Source organism: Corynebacterium sp. MC3, assembly GCF_900099485.1.
GTDB classification, from domain to species: Bacteria; Actinomycetota; Actinomycetes; order Mycobacteriales; family Mycobacteriaceae; genus Corynebacterium; species Corynebacterium pseudogenitalium.
Genome location: NZ_LT622813.1, coordinates 262,263 through 282,969, shown reverse-complemented (window position 1 = coordinate 282,969; position 20,707 = coordinate 262,263). Strand labels below are relative to the sequence as shown.

At 61.9% G+C, this 20,707-nt stretch carries 14 protein-coding genes; 4 read left to right on the top strand and 10 right to left on the bottom strand.

The window, feature by feature from the left end:
- Nucleotides 1-20 precede the first annotated feature (20 nt).
- Genes BQ4436_RS04460 through BQ4436_RS04450 form a run of 3 tightly spaced genes read left to right on the top strand, consistent with a single transcriptional unit; the run spans nucleotide 21 to nucleotide 8,084 of the window.
- The gene (locus BQ4436_RS04460; protein ID WP_070975636.1) at nucleotides 21-1,814 is read left to right on the top strand and encodes a FadD32-like long-chain-fatty-acid--AMP ligase; all 1,794 of its coding nucleotides are present in this window, start codon (nucleotides 21-23) and stop codon (nucleotides 1,812-1,814) included.
- A 38-nt stretch (nucleotides 1,815-1,852) separates the two neighbouring features.
- Nucleotides 1,853-6,550, top strand: coding sequence for a type I polyketide synthase (locus tag BQ4436_RS04455; RefSeq protein WP_070479651.1), 4,698 nt, complete (start codon nucleotides 1,853-1,855; stop codon nucleotides 6,548-6,550).
- Nucleotides 6,540-8,084, top strand: a complete 1,545-nt coding sequence (locus tag BQ4436_RS04450; protein ID WP_070975635.1) for an acyl-CoA carboxylase subunit beta — start codon at nucleotides 6,540-6,542, stop codon at nucleotides 8,082-8,084. The genes BQ4436_RS04455 and BQ4436_RS04450 overlap by 11 nt, the downstream gene beginning before the upstream one ends.
- A gap of 132 nt (nucleotides 8,085-8,216) precedes the next feature.
- On the opposite strand, the gene BQ4436_RS04445 is transcribed toward BQ4436_RS04450, so the two are convergent.
- The 7 genes from BQ4436_RS04445 to trmB form a co-directional block, all read right to left on the bottom strand.
- Complete coding sequence (locus tag BQ4436_RS04445) at nucleotides 8,217-8,561, bottom strand: DUF3054 domain-containing protein (protein ID WP_070975634.1); 345 nt, start codon at nucleotides 8,559-8,561, stop codon at nucleotides 8,217-8,219.
- Nucleotides 8,562-9,368: 807 nt separating this feature from the next.
- Nucleotides 9,369-9,554 (bottom strand): PLDc N-terminal domain-containing protein, encoded by a 186-nt coding sequence (locus tag BQ4436_RS12645; protein WP_369822027.1) that lies wholly within the window; start codon nucleotides 9,552-9,554, stop codon nucleotides 9,369-9,371.
- Nucleotides 9,555-9,622: 68 nt separating this feature from the next.
- Nucleotides 9,623-10,414 carry a hypothetical protein gene (locus tag BQ4436_RS04435; RefSeq protein ID WP_070975632.1) on the bottom strand — a complete coding sequence of 264 codons (792 nt, stop codon included), beginning with the start codon at nucleotides 10,412-10,414 and terminating at the stop codon, nucleotides 9,623-9,625.
- Between the two features lie 398 nt (nucleotides 10,415-10,812).
- A complete protein-coding gene (locus BQ4436_RS04430; protein ID WP_246814976.1) occupies nucleotides 10,813-11,811 on the bottom strand; it encodes a lysylphosphatidylglycerol synthase transmembrane domain-containing protein in 999 nt (332 codons plus the stop codon).
- Complete coding sequence (locus tag BQ4436_RS04425) at nucleotides 11,795-14,113, bottom strand: MMPL family transporter (RefSeq protein ID WP_070975631.1); 2,319 nt, start codon at nucleotides 14,111-14,113, stop codon at nucleotides 11,795-11,797. Before BQ4436_RS04425 ends, BQ4436_RS04430 begins: the two co-directional genes overlap by 17 nt.
- A 9-nt stretch (nucleotides 14,114-14,122) precedes the next feature.
- Nucleotides 14,123-14,803 (bottom strand): NYN domain-containing protein, encoded by a 681-nt coding sequence (locus BQ4436_RS04420; RefSeq protein ID WP_070975630.1) that lies wholly within the window; start codon nucleotides 14,801-14,803, stop codon nucleotides 14,123-14,125.
- A 3-nt stretch (nucleotides 14,804-14,806) separates the two neighbouring features.
- Nucleotides 14,807-15,568 carry a tRNA (guanosine(46)-N7)-methyltransferase TrmB gene (gene trmB / locus BQ4436_RS04415; RefSeq protein WP_070975629.1) on the bottom strand — a complete coding sequence of 254 codons (762 nt, stop codon included), beginning with the start codon at nucleotides 15,566-15,568 and terminating at the stop codon, nucleotides 14,807-14,809.
- 329 nt (nucleotides 15,569-15,897) lie between these two features.
- On the opposite strand from trmB, the gene BQ4436_RS04410 reads away from it, so the two are divergent.
- On the top strand, nucleotides 15,898-17,721 hold the full coding sequence (locus BQ4436_RS04410; protein WP_083290995.1) for a phosphoenolpyruvate carboxykinase (GTP): 1,824 nt from the start codon (nucleotides 15,898-15,900) through the stop codon (nucleotides 17,719-17,721).
- A 249-nt stretch (nucleotides 17,722-17,970) separates the two neighbouring features.
- Here BQ4436_RS04410 and BQ4436_RS04405 read toward each other — a convergent pair whose 3' ends face one another.
- The 3 genes from BQ4436_RS04405 to BQ4436_RS04395 are packed head-to-tail and all read right to left on the bottom strand — an operon-like array spanning nucleotide 17,971 to nucleotide 20,678.
- A complete protein-coding gene (locus BQ4436_RS04405; protein WP_143000812.1) occupies nucleotides 17,971-19,197 on the bottom strand; it encodes a hypothetical protein in 1,227 nt (408 codons plus the stop codon).
- Complete coding sequence (locus BQ4436_RS04400; protein ID WP_070975627.1) at nucleotides 19,181-19,990, bottom strand: hypothetical protein; 810 nt, start codon at nucleotides 19,988-19,990, stop codon at nucleotides 19,181-19,183. Before BQ4436_RS04400 ends, BQ4436_RS04405 begins: the two co-directional genes overlap by 17 nt.
- 34 nt (nucleotides 19,991-20,024) lie before the next feature.
- Nucleotides 20,025-20,678: an ABC transporter ATP-binding protein gene (locus BQ4436_RS04395; RefSeq protein ID WP_070975626.1), complete on the bottom strand. Its 654-nt coding sequence runs from the start codon at nucleotides 20,676-20,678 to the stop codon at nucleotides 20,025-20,027.
- Nucleotides 20,679-20,707 lie beyond the last annotated feature (29 nt).

Here is a 20,707-nt window from a genome sequence, read left to right as displayed (position 1 = left end):
CCTGACTACAAGGAGTGCCCATGGATCTCCAAGCACTGATTCAGCGGTTTATTGACGAGACCGGCCAGATCAAACTCCCGCCGAACTTCACCATCCCGGCCCTGACCGAGATGCTCTACGGGGCGGCGGCACAGGCCGGTGCGACAGACACCATCAATATCCGCTCGTGGGACTACTCCGCGGACCCGGACGGGGCGCTGCGTACGTTCACGCGCGCGGAAGTGAACACGCGGATCAAGTCGGTAGCGGCGCGCCTGCAGCAGATCGGCGCACCGGGGGACCGCGTGGCCATCCTGGCGGGCAACTGCCCTGAGTACATCTTCGGATTCATGGGTGCCATGTACGCTGGCCAGATCCCGGTGCCGCTCTACGACCCGACCGAGCCAGGCCACGAAGGCCACCTGCGCGCCGTCCTCGCCGACGCCGAGGCCAACGTGGTACTCACTAACAAGCAGGGCGCACCAGCAGTGCGCGCCTTCTTCGCGGAGCTGCCGGGCAAGGAGCGCCCGCGCATCATCGCGGTCGACGCGCTGCCGGATACACTCGCTGCCAGCTGGGTGGCCGGACAGGTGGAGGGGGACGTCGATACGTCGGACCATGTGTCCTTCCTGCAGTACACCTCCGGCTCCACCCGCAACCCGGCAGGCGTGATGCTCACCAACGAGTCCATCGTGTCTAACGTCATCCAGATCTATACGGCGGCGAAGCTGGAACAGCCGATGCGCGTGCCGTGCTGGCTGCCACTGCACCACGACATGGGCATCATCATCTCGATGATGCTGATCATCCTTGGCAGCGAGTTCGAGCTATTCACCCCGCGTGACTTCATCCAGCAGCCGATGCGCTGGGTGGAACGCCTCGGTCGCTGCGAGAGCGACCCGGAGGACATCCACGTCTTCACCGCGGCGCCCAACTTCGCGCTCGAGCTGTGCGCTCGTGCCGTCGGGCACGCGCCGCAGGACCTGGACCTGTCCGTCCTCGACGCCCTCGTCATCGGTTCTGAGCCGGTGACGAAGCCGAGCGTCGACAGCTTCATTGCGGCCTACGAGGGCTTCAACCTGGACCGCAAAGCGATGCGCCCCTCCTACGGGCTCGCGGAGGCGACCCTGCTCGTTTCCACCCCGCAGACCCCGGACCGCCCCAAGTTCGTCACCCTCGACCGTGACAAGCTCACCGAGGGGCTTGCGGTAGAGACAGATGGCGGCGTTGTGATGGCCTCCAACGGCCAGCCGGTGTCATGGATGCACTTCGCCGTCGTCGACCCGCAGACCCACGACGAGGTCGCGCCTGGCACCATCGGCGAGCTGTGGGCACACGGCCCGAACATCGCCCTCGGCTACCAGGACCGCGCGCGCGACACCGCCGACACCTTCGGCAACACCATCGGCGCCACGCTCCAGGAAGGCCTGCCGAAGGACGGCTGGCTGGCAACAGGGGACCTCGGCACGCTTCTCGACGGCCACCTCTACATCACCGGCCGCGTCAAGGACCTCATCGTCGTCGCAGGACGCAACCACTACCCGCAGGACATCGAGGCCACCGTCATGGAGGCCAGCGAACATGTGCGCAAGGATTCGGTGGCGGCGTTTGCGGTGCCGGGGGAGGACGTCGAAAAGCTGGTGTTGCTTGTCGAGCGCGCCGAGACTGCGACCCCGGAAGGCGACGCCGACGCCATCGCCGCGATCCGCTCCGCCGTGACCGCGAAGCACGGGCTGGCGCCGTCGGACATCCGCTTCTACGCGCCGAACGAGATCGCGCGTTCCTCCTCAGGCAAGATTGCGCGCCAGGTCAACGCGAAGAACTACCAAGGCTGATAACGAAAAGAAAGGCACGACCGATAGGGTTGGATGCTATGAGTGAGAATGCATTGATCCAGTGGCTGCAACAGTGGGTTGCGGAGACGACAGGTGTGGAAAGCGTTGACGCGACCACCCCGTTTGAGTCCTACGGGCTCTCGTCCCGCGACGCAGTGGTTCTCTCCGGGGAACTGGAGAAGCTACTGGGCCGACGCATTGACCCCACCGTGGCCTACCAGTACCCGACGATCGCTGCCTTGGCCCACGCGCTGACCGCTGACGCCCCGGCGGCGTCGAACGTCGTCGCCACCGGCCGCGACGTGGAGGCGAAGGGTCACGACATCGCCATCGTCGGCACGGCCGGGCGGTTCCCGGGCGCGAATAACGTGGACGAGTACTGGGAGCTGATCGCCGCAGGCGAGGTCACGACCGGCCCGCTGCCGGAGGGCCGCTGGTCCGAGTACAACTCGGACCCGTTCCTGCGCACCAAGATGCGCGAGGAAGCCACCGACGGCGGCTACCTCGACGACATCGCCGCCTTCGACAACGAGTTCTTCGGCCTGTCCCCGCTGGAGGCGAAGAATATCGATCCGCAGCAGCGCATCATGCTGGAGGTCGCCTGGGAGGCGCTTGAGGACGCCCACATCCCCGCCGACTCGCTGCGTGGGCAGCGCGTGGGCGTGTTCGTCGGTTCCTCGAATAACGACTACGGCATGCTCATGGGCGCTGACCCGGCGCAGGCGCACCCGTACGCGCTGACCGGCGCGTCCAGCGCGGTGATCCCGAACCGGATCTCCTACGCCTTCGACTTCCGCGGGCCGTCCATGAACGTGGACACGGCCTGCTCTTCCTCGCTGGTGTCGGTGCACCACGCGGTGCGCGCCCTTCGCGAGGGCGAAGCCGACGTCGCCCTCGCCGGCGGCGTGAACATCCTGGCCAACCCGTTTGCTTCCCTGATGTTCTCGGAGCTGGGCGTGATTTCGCCCTCCGGGAAGATCCACGCATTCTCTGATGACGCGGACGGCATCGTTCGCTCGGAAGCGGCCGGGTTCATCGTGCTCAAGCGCGTGGAGGACGCCATCGCCGACGGCGACGACATCCTCGCCGTGATCAAGGGCAGCGCCACCAATTCGGACGGCCACTCCAACGGCCTGACCGCCCCGAACCCGGAGGCCCAGGTGGATGTGCTGCAACAGGCGTACGCCGACGCGGGCGTGGACCCGCGCACCGTCGACCTCGTGGAGGCCCACGGCACCGGCACCATCCTCGGCGACCCGATTGAGGCCACCGCGCTGGGCCAGGTCTGCGGTGCCGGACGCGAGGCTGGCCAGCCGCTGCTGCTCGGCTCGGCGAAGTCGAATATCGGCCACTCGGAGTCCGCCGCGGGCGTGGCCGCGCTGATCAAGGTCGTCCAGGCCCTGCAGCACGACACGATCCCGGCCATGGCGAACTTCGCCGGCCCGAACCGCTACGTCGACTTCGACGCCAACAACCTCGAAGTCGTCGAGGACCCGCGCGAGTGGCCGCAGTACTCTGGTCGGCGCGTGGCGGGTGTCTCCGGCTTCGGCTTCGGCGGCACGAACGCGCACGTCGTGGTCAAGGAGTTCGACCCGGCCGACTACGAGGCAGCACCGCAGCGCCTCGAGGCGCTCACCGGCGTATCGACGGCCACCCTGCCCGTCAGCGGCCTTCTGACCTCGCGCCGCAAGACCGCAGCAGCCGGGCTTGCCGACGCGCTCGAGGGACGCCCCGACGCGGACCTTATTCCTTTTGCGCGGTCGTTAGCGCTGCGTAACCATGGCCGTTCCGCCGCGGTGGTTACCGCCGCAACGACCGAGGAGGCCGTCAAACGGCTGCGCCAGGTCGCCGAGGGCAAGGTCGGCCCCGGTATCGCCGTGGCGGATTCGCCGAACGCGCTCGGCCCGGTGTTTGTGTACTCCGGCTTCGGCTCCCAGCACCGCAAGATGGCGAAGCAGCTCATGGCATCCTCGCCGCTGTTTGCGCAGCGGATGCGTGAGCTGGACTCCATCGTCCAGTTCGAGGCCGGCTGGTCCATCATCGAAATCATCGAGGATGACGGGCTGACCTACGATACCGAGACCGGCCAGGTCGCGGTGACCGCCTACCAGATCGCGCTGACCGACATGCTGGACGCCGCCGGGATCCGCCCGGCCGCCGTGATGGGCATGTCCATGGGTGAGATTGCCGCGGGCTACGCCTCCGGCGGCATCAGCGCGAAGGACGCGATGGTCATCGCGTGCCACCGCGCCCGCCTGATGGGTGAGGGCGAAGCGCTCACCGCCGACACCGACGCCGAGGGCGCCATGGCCGTCGTCGAATTGAGTGCTGATCAATTGGAGGGCACGGGCGTCGAAGCGGCCGTGTTCGCCGGGCCTGGCATGCTCACCGTCGGCGGCCCCGTTGGTGCGGTGAAGGGGCTCGTCGAGAAGCTGGAAGGCGAAGGCAAGTTCGCACGACTGATGCGCGTGCGCGGCGCCGGGCACACGAGTGCGCTCGACCCGATCCTGGGCGACCTGGCAGCGCAGATCGCCGGGATTGAGGCGCGCCCGCTGCGCGTACCGCTGCTGAGCAGCGTCGACGAGCGCGTGGTGTACCAGCCGGGCCAGATCGTGCACACCGACGAATACTTCCTGCGCATGACGCGCCAGCCGGTCTACATCCAGCAGGCCACCGAGACCGCGTTCGCCGAGGGCTACACCACGCTCGTGGAGGTCGCACCGAACCCGGTGGCGATCATGGGCCTGATGAACACCGCGTTCGCCTCGGGCAAGCCGGACGCGCAGCTGCTGTTCACTTGCAAGCGCAAGGTCGACGAGGTGGAGTCCATTTTGGACCTCGCCGCGAAGCTGTACGTCACCGGCACCGCCGTCGATTTCACCGCGTTCTACGGCCGCGGCCCGCGTATCGACGCCCCACTAACCCAGTTCAAGCGCTCCGAGTTCTGGACCGACGCGCGCCCCGCCTCCGCGCACACCTCGCTGCTCGGCGCGAAGGTGCGCCTGCCGGAGGGCCAGGTCGCGTACTCGACGGCCGCGGACACGCTGTTTAGCCCGCACCAGATTATCGACGCCGTCGCCGCCGAAGTCCTGCCCGGCTCCCGGGTGGTGGCCTACGAGGACCACGACGTACTGCCTGCAGAGGGCGACGTAACCACCATCGCGGCGACCTCGCTCGGCGGGGTGAGCGTGAAGGTGTTCCACGAGGACACGCTGCTTGCGGAGGGCTTCGCTACCGCGCTCGACCTTGGCGGTGCTGTTGAAGAGGACTCAATAGCTGAGGCTACTGGTGACGCCGCGCCGGCCGTGGAGGAGCTCGCCGACGTCGACGCCATCCGTTGGGACCCGAACTCCGGCGAGTCCGTCGCGCAGCGCCTGCGCTCCATCGTGTCCGAGTCCATGGGCTACGACGCCGAGGACCTCCCCGACGAGCTACCGCTCATCGACCTCGGCCTCGACTCCCTGATGGGCATGCGCATCAAGAACCGCGTGGAGAACGACTTCCAGATCCCGCCACTGCCAGTACAAACGCTTCGCGACGCCTCCGTCGCCGACGTCATCCGCATCGTCGAGGACGCGGTCGCCGGGGTGCAGTCTGAGACCGCTGATGCTGCCGCTGAGCCAGCCGAAGCCGCTGCCGAACCCACCGAGAAGTCGGAGGGCGCCCAGGGCGTCGGCGTCGCACCCCGCGACGCCTCCGAGCGCATGGTCTTCGGCGCGTGGGCCAAGTTCACCGGCACCGCCGCCGCGGGCGTGACCTCCGAGCTGCCCGCCATCGACGACGCGCAGGCCGAAGCCATCGCCAACCACCTGAGCGAGCGTTCCGGCATCACCGTGACCGCGGAGCAGGTCAAGGACGCGGAAACGCTCGAGCCGCTCGCCGACATCGTGCGCGAGGGCCTCGAAACCGAGGTCGAAGGCAACATCCGGGTGCTGCAGCAGCCAGAACACACCACCAAGCCGCCAGTGTTCGTGTTCCACCCGGCCGGTGGGTCCAGTGCGGTGTACCAGCCGTTGGCTCGTCGATTAGCAGACGACGTCGCGGTGTACGGCGTCGAGCGCCTCGAGGGCACCCTCGAAGAGCGCGCCGCGGCCTACGTGGAAGACATCAACCGCATCGCGCCCGAGGGCAAGGTCGTGCTCGCGGGCTGGTCCTTCGGTGGCGCACTCGCCTACGAAGTGGCGCACCAGCTGGGCAACGACCGCATCGCGTACATCGCGCTGCTGGACACCACCCAGCCGTCCGAGCCAGCCCCCGACACCCCGGAGGAGACCAAGGCGCGTTGGGAGCGCTACGCCAAGTTTGCCAAGGACACCTACGGGCTGGACTTCCCGGTGCCCTTCGACCTGCTGGAGACGGCAGGGGAGGACGCGGTGCTCAACATGCTGGCCGAGTTCCTGGCCACCACCGACGCCTCCGAGCACGGTCTCGCCGCCGGTGTGCTGGAGCACCAGCGCGCGTCCTTCGTCGATAACCAGATCCTCAACCGCCTCGACTTCGCCCGCTGGGCAGACGTGCAGGTGCCGGTGCTGCTGTTCCGCGCCGAGCGCATGCACGACGGCGCCATTACCCTGGAGCCGGCCTACGCCCACATTGACGAGGACGGTGGCTGGGGCGCTATCGTGAAGGATTTGACGATCGTCCATCTGCCGGGCGACCATTTGGCAGTAGTTGACGAGCCCGCGGTTGGCATCGTGGGCAAGTACATGAACGAATGGATTGATAATGGCAACTAGCGCAGAAAAGCTCGCTGACCTGCGTGCACGTCTAGAAAAAGCGCAGGACCCCGGTTCAGAGCGCTCGCGGAAGCGCCGCGACGACGCCGGGAACACCACCCCGCGCCAGCGCATCGCCGCGCTGCTCGACGAAGGCTCCTTCGTCGAGATCGGTGCCCTGGCCCGCACACCCGGCGACGAGAAAGCCGTCTACTCCGACGGCGTCGTCACCGGCTACGGACGTGTCGACGGCCGCCCCGTCGCCGTCTACGCCCACGACAAAACCGTCTACGGCGGTTCCGTCGGCGTCACCTTCGGCCGCAAGGTCGTCGAGGTCATGGAGTTCGCGATCAAGATCGGCTGCCCCGTCATCGGCATCCAGGACTCCGGCGGTGCCCGCATCCAAGACGCCGTGACGTCCCTGGCCATGTACTCCGAGATCGCCCGCCGCCAGCTCCCGCTATCCGGCCGCAGCCCGCAGATCTCCATCATGCTGGGCAAGTCCGCCGGCGGTGCCGTCTACGCGCCCGTGACCACCGACTTCGTCGTCGCCGTCGACGGCCAGTCCGAAATGTACGTCACCGGCCCCAACGTCATCCGCGAAGTCACCGGCGAAGACATCACCTCCGCCGAACTCGGTGGCGCCCGCGTGCAGGAGCAGTCCGGCAATATCCAGGCCGTCGTCGGCTCCGAGGAAGAAGCCTTCGACTACGTCCGCGACCTCCTCGCCCACCTGCCGACGTCCACCTTCGACCCAGCCCCCGTCGAATGGGCCCCCGAGGACGACGACCTCGACGACTCCGCCCTCGACACCTTCATGCCCGACGACACCAACGCCGGCTACGACATGATGGACCTCCTCGTGCAGCTCGGCGACGACGAGAACCTCGTCGAAATCCAGGCAGGATACGCCGAGAACCTCATCTGCGCCTTCGGGCGCATCGACGGCCGCACCGTCGGCTTCGTCGCCAACAACCCCATGTACCAGGCCGGGTGCATCGACGCCGACGCCGCCGACAAAGGCGCGCGCTTCATCCGCACCTGCGACGCATACAACATCCCCCTCGTCTTCGTCGTGGACACGCCCGGCTACCTGCCCGGCGTCGACCAGGAACGCGAAGGCCTCATCCACCGCGGCGCCAAACTAGCATTCGCCGTCGTCGAAGCCACCGTGCCAAAGGTCACCCTCATCGTCCGCAAAGCATACGGCGGGGCCTACGCCGTCATGGGTTCCAAGAACCTCACCGGCGACATCAACCTCGCCTGGCCGACCGCGCAAATCGCCGTCATGGGCTCCTCCGCCGCCGTCGTCATGATCCAAGGCAAGCAGCTCGCCGCCATCGAGGACCCCGTCCAGCGCGAAGCGATGAAGAAGATGTTCATGGACTTCTACGACGAAACCATGACCTCCCCATACGTCGCAGCCGAACGCGGGTTCATCGACTCGATGATCGAGCCGTCCCAAACCCGCCTCTCTTTACGACGCGCCCTTCGCCAACTTGCCACCAAACAAGAGCAAGACCTGCCGAAGAAGCACACCATCAGTCCCCTCTAAAACTCATAAGGAGAAGAATTTCATGCTTTCCTCAGCACTCGACATCGCCGGAGACATCATCAACCACCTCGTGTGGATGATCTACGCCCTCCAGGGCGGCGACTTCCTCGCCAACATGGGTTGGCTGTCGAGCTAACGCCGCTTCAGAATCAGTTTCGCTGCACCGCGCCATCCCAGCATGAGCAGCGCCGACATGCTGCTCGCCACGATGACGAACGAGTAGTGCGGCAGCTTGTGGCGGTAGAAGCCCCAAATGATCAGGCCCACCACGATCGTGATGAGCCAAATCAGCCACCCCTTGTCTTTGCGGGTGGCCAGCCACGCCAACCCCAGCCCGACCGCGAACGGCAGGAAGGTTTCCAACCAGCCGAAGAAGTTCAGCGGCATCTCTTCGGTCTGGTGCGCGATGCGCGCGAGCAGCGCGAACGCGGCGATGGCAACGTAGTCAGCAGCAATTGCGTACGGTTTTTTGATCATGCCTGACAGTCTAACCCGGTGCCCGGCGGCGCGGAGAAGCTGGTGGTGTGAGGTGATCTGAGGTGCTAGGTCTCGCAAAAGCTGCTTAGCAAATTTGTGAACAGATTTACGTCTGCGGCCGGCCAACCCCGGTAAAACCGCAAAGTGTAGCAATAGGATTGTAGTAATCCTCGAAAAGACATGCGAAACGGGGAATACTACAATCCTGTTATTCCCATTTGGGTTTCGGTGGCGGCACGGGCCTATCACGCTATGAAAGAAGCAAAGGGCAGATAACTCATGAGCTCTGGAAAGGCACGTGCGCTACTCAGTCCTGGGTACTTGAATCATTTTCTTCATTTCTTATTTTTGTACCAATAGTGTGGCCGAGGAGGCAGCCGACAAAGACCACAGCACCAATCATCCATAACGGCATGGGTTTCTCCTTAATCCCGAGGTTCGATAGCTTCCAGTCTATATTGTATAGTTTAGTCCATACCCGTCGTGTAATGCAATGGTCGCGCATCCTGCTAAGGCTATGGGATTGGCACCGATGTGATAGTTAACCAGTAACGCTCGCCCAAATCCGACCCGTTTGGTTTCGGTAGAGCCTACAGTCTCGTTTACCGGCTTCCCAGGCTGCGCCGTGCAGTTTCATATCGCCGAGACCGGTCATGCGGTCCGGCTCGGCGATGATCAGTTTTTAGTCAAAGGGAACATTGAAACACGCAAATGTGGCGGTACGGGTACAAAATTACACCCGTACCGCCACACCTGCGTACGTTTTAAGGACCATCTAAAGGAAAACTTTCCTCCACGGTGTCTCTGTCATGTCCTATCAGGGGGTTCCCCTTCGTGTCTTTCCTGTTGAATGACATACAGAAGAAAAGCGATAGGCCCGAGTACCGGAAGAACGGTTATGATGACAAGCCACATAAGTGCAGAAAGGGCACTCATTTTCTTTTTGAACAGTACAATAATGCTTACCACCCAAAGAAGGAAGATAGCTAACATGACTGTAGTTGTTGCAAAGTCATAGAACGTAATCATCAGTCCCCGCCTGTTCGGTAGGCAGTAATGGTCTACATGGTTGGGATTATAGACACCTTCCGGCCCGTGATCTTAAGCGTCAAAGCAATTGTTTTCGTGGAAAAGATTTTAGCTACCTGAAGCGTGGCACGCATCTGAGCCTCTGCCGGGGTTCCCGTCTTCTTATCTTCCCAACCTTGGGTAATTGACACGTTAGTCTTCTGGACGGTGTGCCCATAGGCTTTCCATACTGTAGGTTCCCATACTCGGCGAATAATTCCTCGTCCATTAGGGTTGTGCGGGAGTGATATATCGGCTCGGAAAGAGTATTTAAACGCGATGCCGCTATATTGAATAAGGCAGTGATCCCAGCGTTCCCAGCCGTCATTGTACCAGTACTTGTGGCATCCTTCACTACCGACGATTGAACGCGTTTGAATGCGGGCGTCACCATGTCCCGCAACGGACTCTCCGTCCCCGATAGAAACATACGCGATAGATCCGTCAGGGAATTTTAGCACTTGCACTTCGCTATCTTTTGGAGATTCAGATACCTGAATAGGTTTCACGTCAGGATTGTCTGCATCAGGAAGTTTTCCTTGACGAACTTTTTCGACTATCACTTCTTGGTCTTCGCTGCTGATTCCGCGTGAAGTCATTTCATCACGCATGTCTTGAATGTCTTGCTCTGACAGAAGGAGAGACTCATTGGCTTGGGCGGAAAAGTTGTCATCAAGCTCTGATGGTGTGGAATTTTCGGCTGTAGCAATTGGTGCAACCGAGATTGCTGAAGCGAAGATAGAAAAAGCTATTACTTTTCCGATTTTATTTTTCCAGGTCGTCATAGCGTGTCCTTTGGGGAGGGGGAGGGGTGAAATGAAAAGAAGTAGCGGGAGGCAAATGAGCAAACCACTATTTCTACGCTGTTATTTTAATATAAATTTTGCCGTATTGTTGAAGTAATGGATAAATCACATTGAGGTTACCGTTCGTTTAGCGGATGGCAGAAAGCCTCTTTGCGAACGACCCCAAATCCATCGTGGAGTCTCATCGAAGCTCTATCGACCGTTTGGTAGAAGACCCCAAGGTGTTCTTCCCGCAACTCAAATTGCACGTCTCGGGGTGACTACCCCTCTGCGTGCGGGCTGAAATTGTTCAACGGCGAGCCGGGGAACTTTTTCGGTGTAAGCGGAGCGAGCGGCTTCGGGCGACCGGGACAGACCAGGCCAGGCCAGGGCCGACCTCACGCCTTGCCCAGCATGTAGCCGCGCCCGGCGTACTCCGCCGTGTGGACGACCCAGCCGATGGCGGTGATGAGGGCGAAGGAGATGAGTCGGTAGAGGACGGTGACGGCGGTGGCGTCGACAAGGGTGAGGCCGACGGTGACCAGGGAGCCGGCGAGGATGGCCTCCACGGTGCCCACGCCGCCGGGCGTGACTTGGGCGGCGCCGGCGAGTTTGGTCATGATGAACGCGAGGGTGATGCCCATGGCGGAGGTTTCGTTGAGGCCGGGGTTGAAACCTGGGGCGGTGCCGAGGACGGACCAGGCGCAGAAGTAGAGCACGGCCAGGTCGAGGACCTGGTTGAGCAGGGAGAATGCGGCAGCTGCGGTGAAGCGGCGGCGTGACATTTGGATGGCGGCGACTTGGTCCACAACGCCGCTGGCTTTGGTGGCGACGCGCTCGGGAAGGAAGCGCAGCCAGCGTTTCAGTACGGCTGGGTTGCGGGTGGCCCAGTAGAGGGCGCCGACGACGGCCGCAGTGCCCAAAAGTGATCCGGCCAGGGCCCATACTGAGAGGCGGGCGCCCATGAACACGACGGCGCTGATGCCGATGAGCGCCATCCACACAGTTGACAACGCCCCGGAGACGACGAAGAACCAGGCGCACAGGCCGGTGGAGGCGCCCCAGGACTGGTGGACGCGGAAGGTCAGCCACGCGGAGAGTGCCGGGCCGCCGGGGACGGTGGTGGACCAGGCGTTGGAGGCGAGCGTGATGTTGATGCAGTTGCGCAGGGTGGCGATGCGCCCTTCGATGTTGAGGAGCACCAGCATCACGGCGGCCATGGCGGCGATGGCGCCGAACGCGGTGGCGACGGCGCCGACGAGCGGCAGTAGGTCGGCGCGGCGCAGCGTGGTCCAGGCTTCGCCGAGGAAGGGGAGGCGGTCGCGAAACAGCACCAGGCCGACAATCAGGATGACGACGGGTGCTGTCCAGCGCAGCCACTTAGCGTTCAAGTTCACGCTTCTTGAGCTGCTCGAGGGCCCGGCGGGCCTCGAGTTCCTGCATCAGTTCCGTGAAGGGGACCAGGTCAGCGTTTTCGTTGACGGTCCTGCCTGCGCGGGCGGGGGAGGGGTCGAGGGCGATCGCTTCGTCGACGGGGGTGTGGGTGGGGTCGGAGGGGGCGTCGACAAGCGGGACGGAGCTGGAGCCTTCGCCGAGGCTGCGGTAGGCGCGCTTGACCCAGCGTGGTGCCCACCAGTTGTCCTCGCGCAACAGGTGCATGACGGAGGGCACGATGAGCAGGCGGATGATGGTGGCGTCGAGGGCCAGGGAGACGATCATGCCGAATGCGATGTACTTCATCATGACGATGTCGCTCATGGCGAAGGCGGCGGCGACCACGATCATGATTGCGGCGGCCGCGGTGATGATGCCGCCGGTGTGCGCCGTGCCGTACTTGATGGACTGGTCGGTGGTGGCGCGGTTGTGGCGGGCCTCGACCATGCGGGAGACCAGGAAGACTTCGTAGTCGGTGGACAGGCCGTAGAGGATCGCGATGATGAGCACCAGCACCGGGCTCATCAGTGGGCCTGGGGTGAAGTTGAGCAGGTCGGCGCCGACGCCGTCAACGAAGACGAGTGTGAGGAACCCAAGCGTCGCGCCGATGCCGAGCACGTTCATGATGACGGCCTTCGCCGGCAGGATCAGCGAGCCGAACAACAGCGCCATCAGCAGGAACGTGGCCAGCACCATGTAGAGCGCCATCCAGGGCAGCCGCTCCAGTAGGGCTTCGATGGATTCGACTTCCATGGCCGGGGTGCCTGCGATGTAGACGCCGACGCCCTCTGGCGCCTCGATGGCGCGCAGCTGGTCCACGACTGCTTGGCCGCCGTTGCGGTCCGCAAGTGGTGCGGAGAGCACCGTGGTGCCGTCCTTCGTCGCCTGGGACGGGGACAGCGGCTTGGCTAGGCCGGTGACTTCGCGGGACTGCAGGACCACGTCCACGAGCTGCTCGTTGGTGGCGTTGGTGACCACGAGCTTGATTGGGTCGGTGCGAAACGCCGGGAACTCCTCGTTGAAGGCGTCCTGCGCCTGCCGCGTTTCCTGGTTGGGTGGCAGGTAGCTTTCGTTGATGCCGCCGAAGGTGATGCCGACCATCGGCACGGTGAGCAGCAGCAGCGCGCCGGTCGCGCCGACGACGACTTTCTTGGAGTTGCGCATCGCCCACGCCGGAAGCCGGTACCACACGGTGTCTTCTATTCGACGTCCCCTCCGCGACGTGCGCCGCACCGACCACTTATCGATGTTCGGCCCGAGCATGCCGAACAGGGCCGGCAGCATGGTCACGGAGATGACCGCGGCGAGCATCACGGCGCTAATTGCGCCGTAGGCCACGGATTTGAGGAAGGCCTGCGGGAACATGAGCAGGCCGGAGAGCGCCACCCCGACCATCAGCGCGGAGAAGAACACGGTCTTGCCGGCGGTGGTTGTGGTGGCGGCGACGGCCTCCTCGGTGCTCACGCCGCGGTCGAGTTCTTCGCGGAAGCGCGACACCATGAACAGGCCATAGTCGATGGCCAGGCCCAGGCCGAGCAGCGTAATAATCGACTGGGAAAAGATGTTGACCTGCTGGAACTGCGCCAGGATGGACAGCAGCGACAGGGAGCCGATGATGGACAGGATGCCCACAATCAGCGGCATTGCCGCGGCGACCACGCCGCCGAACACGAATAGCAGGATGATGGCCACGAACACCAGGCCGACTTTCTCGGCGCGGGCGATGTCGTTGGCCATGCCGGTGTCCAGCGCGTCGGCGACGGCGGTGGCGCCGGCGATCTGCACGGTGGCGTCCCCGGGCAGTGTGATGTCGTTGAGCGCCGGCTGGATGGTGCGGAAGTCTTTCAGCGTCTGCTCGCCGTCGCCGACCAGGCCTATCGCGGCAAAGGCGGCGGTGCCGTCCTCGGTGATCTGCTGCTGGTTCGGCGCAGAGAAGTAGCTGGTGATGTGGTCGATCTGGTCCGGAAACTGGGTTTTTAAGGCCTCGATTTGCCGGTTGGCCTCGTTGAACACGGCGGGGTCGGCTACGCCTTGTGGGGCGCGGACAAGCAGGATGACGTCACCGGCGTTGTCGCGACCGAAGGTGTCGTTCTCGATGGTGGCCGCCGTGGTGGAGTCCGCGCGGGGGTCCTCCCAGCCTTCCTGCGAGAGGCGTTCGCCCAGCTTGGAGCCGAAGAGCACCTGCAGCACCACGATTACCGCGATGACCACAATCGGCAGTACTTTGCGCTGCCGGTACGCGAAATGTCCCCACCTGTAAAACACGGCCAGCTCCTACTTTTCCTTGGTGTTGTGCAGCAACGAGGTCAGCGGGCGGAACGGCTGCAGCCATGCGCCGCCGTCCGGCAGGGATTCCAGGTTGATGCGCGGCAGCGGCTCCAGGAATACGTTCGGGATGTCCTCGAGGTCCACGAAGCGCAGCAGCGGGGAGTCGACGGCCCACGCGGCGTGCTCGTGGAACCCGATGACGGTCACGGGCAGGCCGTCCTCCGCGAGCTGTTCGAGCGGCTCCTGGAAGCTTTGGCCGTCGGCAGACGCGACGACGACGCCGCGCAGCACGCCCTCGTCGAGGCGGCGGCGAATGTGGGTGAGCATGTCCTGGTCAACGTCCGAATCCTCAGCAGTCTTCGGTTTTGCGAAGACCGCGAAACCCACGTTGCGCAGCGCGTCCACCCACGGGCGGACCGATTCTGCGTTGTGGGCGGCGACGTTGGTAAACACGGTGGCTTCCGGCTCGATGGTGGAGCCGGTGTCCTGCGAGGCCTTCGCCGCGAGCCCGATCAGCCAGTGGCCGAGGGCGTCGAAACGCGGCCGCTGCGACCCGGAGGGCCGCCCGCCGAGGATCGCGCCGAGCCCCATGTCAAGGTTCGGCGCGTCCCAGACGAGCAAGTAGGTGTCGGGGCCGGGTTCGGCCCCTGGCGTGTAGGGGTGCGTCTTGTCCTGCAGGTCCTGCATGGTTTACTTCTTCTCCCAGAGGTATTCGCGGATCGTGTGGTCTTTTTCCAACCCTTTCCCCTCGAATTTAGTGATGACCTGTCGGTCTGTCAGCAACGGCGCCTCTGGCCACGGCCAACCCTTGTATTCCAGCATGGGTTCCACGTTGACGAGTTCGTCGATCCACTCGGCGTAGTCGGCGTGGTCGGTGGCTACGTGCAACACGCCGCCTTTCTTCAGGCGCGTCGCGATCAGGTTCAGCGTGCCCGACTGGATGATGCGGCGCTTGTGGTGGCGGGCCTTCGGCCACGGGTCGGGGAAGAAGATGCGCACGCCGTCGAGGCTTTCCTCGCCGAACATGCGGGCCAGGACCTCGACGCCGTCGCCGCGCACCATGCGGATGTTGTCGATCTCGCCGCGCACCACGGAGCCGAGCAGCTTCGCCAGGCCCGGCTTGTACAGCTCGACGGCAATCACGTTGGTGTCCGCCTCCAGGGGCGCCATCGCCGCGGTGGAAGTGCCGGTGCCTGAGCCAATTTCGAGGATCGTCGGGTGGCCAGTGCGACCGAACCACTCGTCGACATCGATGGGGGTGTCGCTGAGCATCTGCCCCAGGCGCGGCCAGTGCTCATCGAAGAGCGCCTCTTGGTTGTCCGTCAGCGTGCCACGACGGAACGTCACCGAGCCGAGCCGCGGGTAGTCCAGGCCGGTATCAAATTCAGTTTGTGGGGGCCGCCCGTGGGGCAGTTCGCCCATGCCAGGGCGTGAATTCTCAGACATGTTCATCGTGTTCATTGTCCACACGGTGGATTGAAATGCAATTCCCCCATTTGCCCCCAAAATAGGGTGAATGTGGGTCCGGTCACGTTTGTTTTCGGGTTTGCGCAGTCGTGGAATGTTGTTTTCGCTGCGTACGGCCTATATTTATTGACGCCCCACCGTTCGGGCACACCCCTTTTCGGGGTACATTTACATGCTCACTCTTGGTCACATCTATGAAGTATGTCACTGGTTATGACCGGGGTGGGCGTCGAAAAGCTGGAGACGGACCAGCGTAACCGCGATTTCGATAGGCTTAGGACCTAGAGGTTTGTCTATTTTGACCAGGAGAGATTATGACCACTGCCGTGAAGCGCATCGAAGGCAACGTACCAACCGACAATGAGCAGCTCATTGCTTGGATCAACGACGCTGTCGACCTCTTTGACCCGGACAAGGTGGTTTTCGCGGACGGATCCCAGGAAGAGTGGGACCGCCTCGCAGCCGAGCTGGTGGAGAAGGGCACGCTGATCAAGCTCAACGAGGAGAAGCGCCCGAACTCCTTCCTTGCACGTTCGAACCCTTCCGACGTCGCACGTGTTGAGTCTCGCACCTTCATCGCCACCGAAGACGAGGACGGCGCAGGCCCAACCAACAACTGGCGCGACCCAGCCGAGCTCAAGGCTGAAATGCGCGAGCACTTCAGCGGCTCCATGAAGGGGCGCACCATGTACGTTGTGCCGTTCTGCATGGGCCCAATCAGCGACCCGGACCCGAAGCTGGGCGTCCAGCTCACTGACTCCGCATACGTGGTCATGTCCATGCGTGTGATGACCCGCATGGGCCAGGAAGCGCTGGACAAGATCGAGGGTGACAAGTTCGTACCGTGCCTCCACTCCGTCGGCGCACCGCTCGAGCCAGGCCAGGAAGACGTCGCATGGCCATGCAACGAGACGAAGTACATCTCCCAGTTCCCAGAGACCAAGGAAATCTGGTCCTACGGCTCCGGCTACGGCGGCAACGCAATCCTGGCGAAGAAGTGCTTCGCCCTGCGTATCGCGTCCGTCATGGCGAAGGAAGAGGGCTGGATGGCTGAGCACATGCTCATCCTGAAGCTCACCTCCCCAGAGGGCAAGGTCTACCACATCACCGGCGCGTTCCCGTCCGCATGTGGCAAGACCAACCTGGCAATGCTCACCCCGTCGCTCGAGGGCTGGACCTCCGAGGTTGTCGGCGACGATATCGCCTGGATGCATCTGCGTGAGGACGGCCTCTACGCCGTCAACCCAGAAAACGGATTCTTCGGTGTTGCACCTGGCACGAACTACAAGTCCAACCCGATCGCCATGAAGACGATGGAGCCGGGCAACACCCTGTTCACCAATGTCGGCCTCACCGATGACGGCGACGTCTGGTGGGAAGGCATGGACGGCGACGCCCCAGCGCACCTCGTGGACTGGCACGGCAACGACTGGACTCCAGAATCCGGCGAGAAGGCCGCCCACCCGAATTCCCGCTACTGCACCCCGATCGCACAGTGCCCAACGGCAGCACCGGAGTACGACGACTGGAAGGGCGTCAAGGTCGACGCCATCCTCTTCGGCGGACGCCGTCCGGACACCGTGCCACTGGTCACCCAGGCGCACGACTGGGAGCACGGCACCATGATCGGTGCGATGCTCTCCTCCGGCCAGACCGCTGCCTCCGCTGAGGCGAAGGTCGGCTCCCTGCGCCACGACCCAATGGCCATGCTGCCGTTCATCGGTTACAACGTCGGTGACTACTTCCAGCACTGGATCGACATGGGCCGCGAAGGCGGGGACCGCATGCCGGCGATCTTCCTGGTGAACTGGTTCCGCCGCGGCGAGGATGGCCGCTACCTGTGGCCAGGCTTCGGCGAGAACTCCCGCGTACTGAAGTGGATCGTGGACCGCATCGAAGGCCGCGTCGGCGCAGACGAGACCGTGGTCGGCTACACCGCCCGCGCGGAAGACCTGGACCTGGAGGGCCTCGACGAGCCAATCGAGGACGTCAAGGAAGCCCTCTACCCAGATCCGAAGCTGTGGGAAGGCGACGTCGCGGATGCCCGCGAGTACTTCGCTGGACTCGGCGACCGCGTTCCGAAGGAAATCTTCGAGCAGCTGGATAAGCTCGAGGAGCGCGTCAACGCCGCGAAGTAAGCTTCTGGCGTAAGTAATCCGCTGAGATGAAAGGCCCGCCGTGTGGCGGGCCTTTACTTATGTGAACTTACTCGCCAGAGTTGCCAGCTCCGCTCTGCTCTGCATTCGGTGGGTACGCAGTAGGGCCGATACTTTCTTTTTGATAGTGATTTCCGCGTAATTCAGTCGCTGTGCAATCTGCCGATTGCCTGTTCAGAGCTTCGTTTGTCGACAATTAGAAGCTCCACTAGCTGGACCAACCATGCAGGATTAATCATCTGGGCCATCCGTCCTGCGAAGCTGGATTTCAGTGATGATAGGTACTGCGACAATGTAAACCGTCAGTATTCCCAGCGCATGAGGAGTGAAAGCATCCCAAGGATTTAGGCTAGATACTCGCGCGACTGCAGCAGCTAGAAGAGTGCCACTGATACATCCAAACAGCACGAAGGGGAGAGTAAGACTAATCGTTTCGACGCGGATAAGATTCTTGGCGACCGTATTTTGTACTCCCCGTAAGGTGAGAACCTTGACTAACCTAGTGCGGTCTCTGATTGCTGCAATAGTGATTCCACTTACTGCTGCTAAACCGAACAGCATAATACTGAGCGTCAACGCAGATGCCGCTTCACCGTACCCGGATGACATGGCAGAGTTGACATTGTCGATTCTTTCCTGCGATGTCAATCCGGACTTGGTTTGCATGGTTGCAGACAAAACAACATTAGATGGGAGCTGATCCAAATCTGCGTATAGATATCTGCCCACGTTGTTGATTTCTTCACTGGAGGTCGAAATGAGAATTTCCGTTAGTCCGGGAACTTCTTGGATCCGTAGTGGCGGTAGGTCTAGTTCAGTGTCTGTGGTTGGGATGACAAACTGAGAAGATAGAGCTGCTGCGTCCATTCCCACTGGGGTCAGGAGTGATTCGGCGTCATCCGCTGGACATTCGGGGTCGTCAGTGGCTAGCTCTGCATATTCATGACAGGACATAACGAACGCGTTTATTGAACGTTGGTTGTCCCGCAATAGTCGCCCTTGGCCAAATGTTCCCATTACCCCCGGAGATGTGAATTCTTCGTAGGTGGCCTCAACCTCAGCATCATCGCGAAGAGCTCCCCAGTGAATCCCTGGCTTCCAGTAACTCAGTCCCGAGCTCACCTGTCCAAGTCCGGCATTCGCTAAACCAACTGTCACAGTCGATACTGCGCAGATGCAGAATAAGAGCACTACGCTCGAACCAATGGAGGTTGCACGGTAGCGAAGGGAAGCTGATATTAGAGTCCCTTGGATCCCTCCGCCGAAGACCTTTTCATAACACCAGCCGGCGCCGAGGGCTAGAAATGGCGCAAGATACACCAGCCCAGCAATGATAGGGAGGAAGGCTAAAGGAACCAAGATTGGGAGGGAAAATATCTCGGATGCGATGGCCATCAGGGCCGCTGCTACTATGCCAACTGGAAAGGCAGCTAATTGCCATTTATGCAGTCGTTGCAAAGAGTTTCATCCTCCTCAGATACGTCGCGACACCCATCATGATGGTGATAAGAATCCCACAGCCAAATGCTCCTATTAGGCCAGCGAAAGCATCCGCAGGGAGGAACCCACGGCCTTCCCAAACCACCTTTTCGAGAATGCGAGATACGAGATATAAGGGGGCTACTGAAAGTACAACGCTCACGAGAAGACCGGCCAACGGTGCAGCCGACAGCAACGCAGCCGCGACCCACTTCCCGGCGCCTCGTAGCGCAAGAACCCGAGCAGTTTCCTCCCATGCAGGGTCGAAGATCTTGGACACATTCCAAAAACACACCAGGCAAGGAAGCACGACAACAATAAAGTAGACCAAAACTATATACATGATGGTCTGATCAATTACAGATGCTGAATCTTTGGTTGCAGTGACGGAGCTGTCCACTGCCTTATCTGTTGGCATAACAATGTTCACCATCCGGGAGTCTGCGAGCGCCGTCTTTTTAATTGTGGAAGTGCATTCCAAATCCTCCATGTATCGAACGAACCTGTCCGGCGCGTTATCACCTGCTCCCGCGGCACAATTGAACGATGGAGCCTGACCCTGAAGAGGAACTTTGCTGAGGTGAGCAGGCGTGATAAATGTCAGTTCCAAAACCCCGTCGCCGGAAGCGATCCACCATGTTGCGGAGCTCTGCTGTCCCGCGATAATCTCCGGAGACTGCCAGTTGGTGCGTTCATCCGCATTTACGAGCATCATTATTCCCATGAGCGGAAGAAGCAGGATCACCAGCAGCGCCAGGTTGAAAAATCCCACAACGAATACTTCGCTCCTGTTCCGCTTGGCTAGGCTACCGAGATACACGCGAACCACCGATCTGGTAGATAGCGGATGCATATTTAGTTACTCGGGCATCGTGAGTAACCATCACCACCGGAACTTCGAATTGCTGGGCAAACTTCAGGAACAGATCCATCACAACCCCAGCAGCTTCATCGTCGAGACTGGAGGTTGGTTCATCTGCAGCAATTAGCGAGGGGCGGTTAGCTAGCGCGCATCCAATGCTGATGCGTTGACGTTCGCCCCCTGAGAGCAAACTGGGATAACGATCTTCATAAGCCTCCATATTTAATTGCTTGAGAATTTCCCTCGCCGTAGCGAGACTCTTCCTTCTTCCACCTTGGGACATCTCAGCAATCAGCCGGATGTTATCGCGGCATGTCAGATCCTCAATGAGGCGGTTTCCTTGATCTACTACACCGATATTTTTGAGCCGAAAGTTACGGCGGTCTTTTTCGGGGAACCTTGAGTAGGTCTTTCCAGAAAGTGAAATCGTACCGGAGTCTGGTTGGATGGTTCCGATGATGCAGCTAAGTAGGGTAGTCTTGCCGCTCCCGGATGGTCCGGTGATAGCAGTTAATTCGCCCTGCTTTACGGAAAGGCTAACTTCATCGAAAATAGGTTTTCCCGAGAGGGTTTTGCTGATATCGCTAACTTCAAGCATATGTTCCAGCTCCTAGAAAAATAGATTGT

Coding starts and splice junctions, on each gene's coding strand:
- BQ4436_RS04460 (WP_070975636.1), top strand. CDS start 21: ATGGATCTCCAAGCACTGATTCAGCGGTTTATTGACGAGACCGGCCAG.
- BQ4436_RS04455 (WP_070479651.1), top strand. CDS start 1,853: ATGAGTGAGAATGCATTGATCCAGTGGCTGCAACAGTGGGTTGCGGAG.
- BQ4436_RS04450 (WP_070975635.1), top strand. CDS start 6,540: ATGGCAACTAGCGCAGAAAAGCTCGCTGACCTGCGTGCACGTCTAGAA.
- BQ4436_RS04445 (WP_070975634.1), bottom strand. CDS start 8,561: ATGATCAAAAAACCGTACGCAATTGCTGCTGACTACGTTGCCATCGCC.
- BQ4436_RS12645 (WP_369822027.1), bottom strand. CDS start 9,554: ATGTTAGCTATCTTCCTTCTTTGGGTGGTAAGCATTATTGTACTGTTC.
- BQ4436_RS04435 (WP_070975632.1), bottom strand. CDS start 10,414: ATGACGACCTGGAAAAATAAAATCGGAAAAGTAATAGCTTTTTCTATC.
- BQ4436_RS04420 (WP_070975630.1), bottom strand. CDS start 14,803: ATGCAGGACCTGCAGGACAAGACGCACCCCTACACGCCAGGGGCCGAA.
- trmB (WP_070975629.1), bottom strand. CDS start 15,568: ATGAACATGTCTGAGAATTCACGCCCTGGCATGGGCGAACTGCCCCAC.
- BQ4436_RS04410 (WP_083290995.1), top strand. CDS start 15,898: ATGACCACTGCCGTGAAGCGCATCGAAGGCAACGTACCAACCGACAAT.
- BQ4436_RS04395 (WP_070975626.1), bottom strand. CDS start 20,678: ATGCTTGAAGTTAGCGATATCAGCAAAACCCTCTCGGGAAAACCTATT.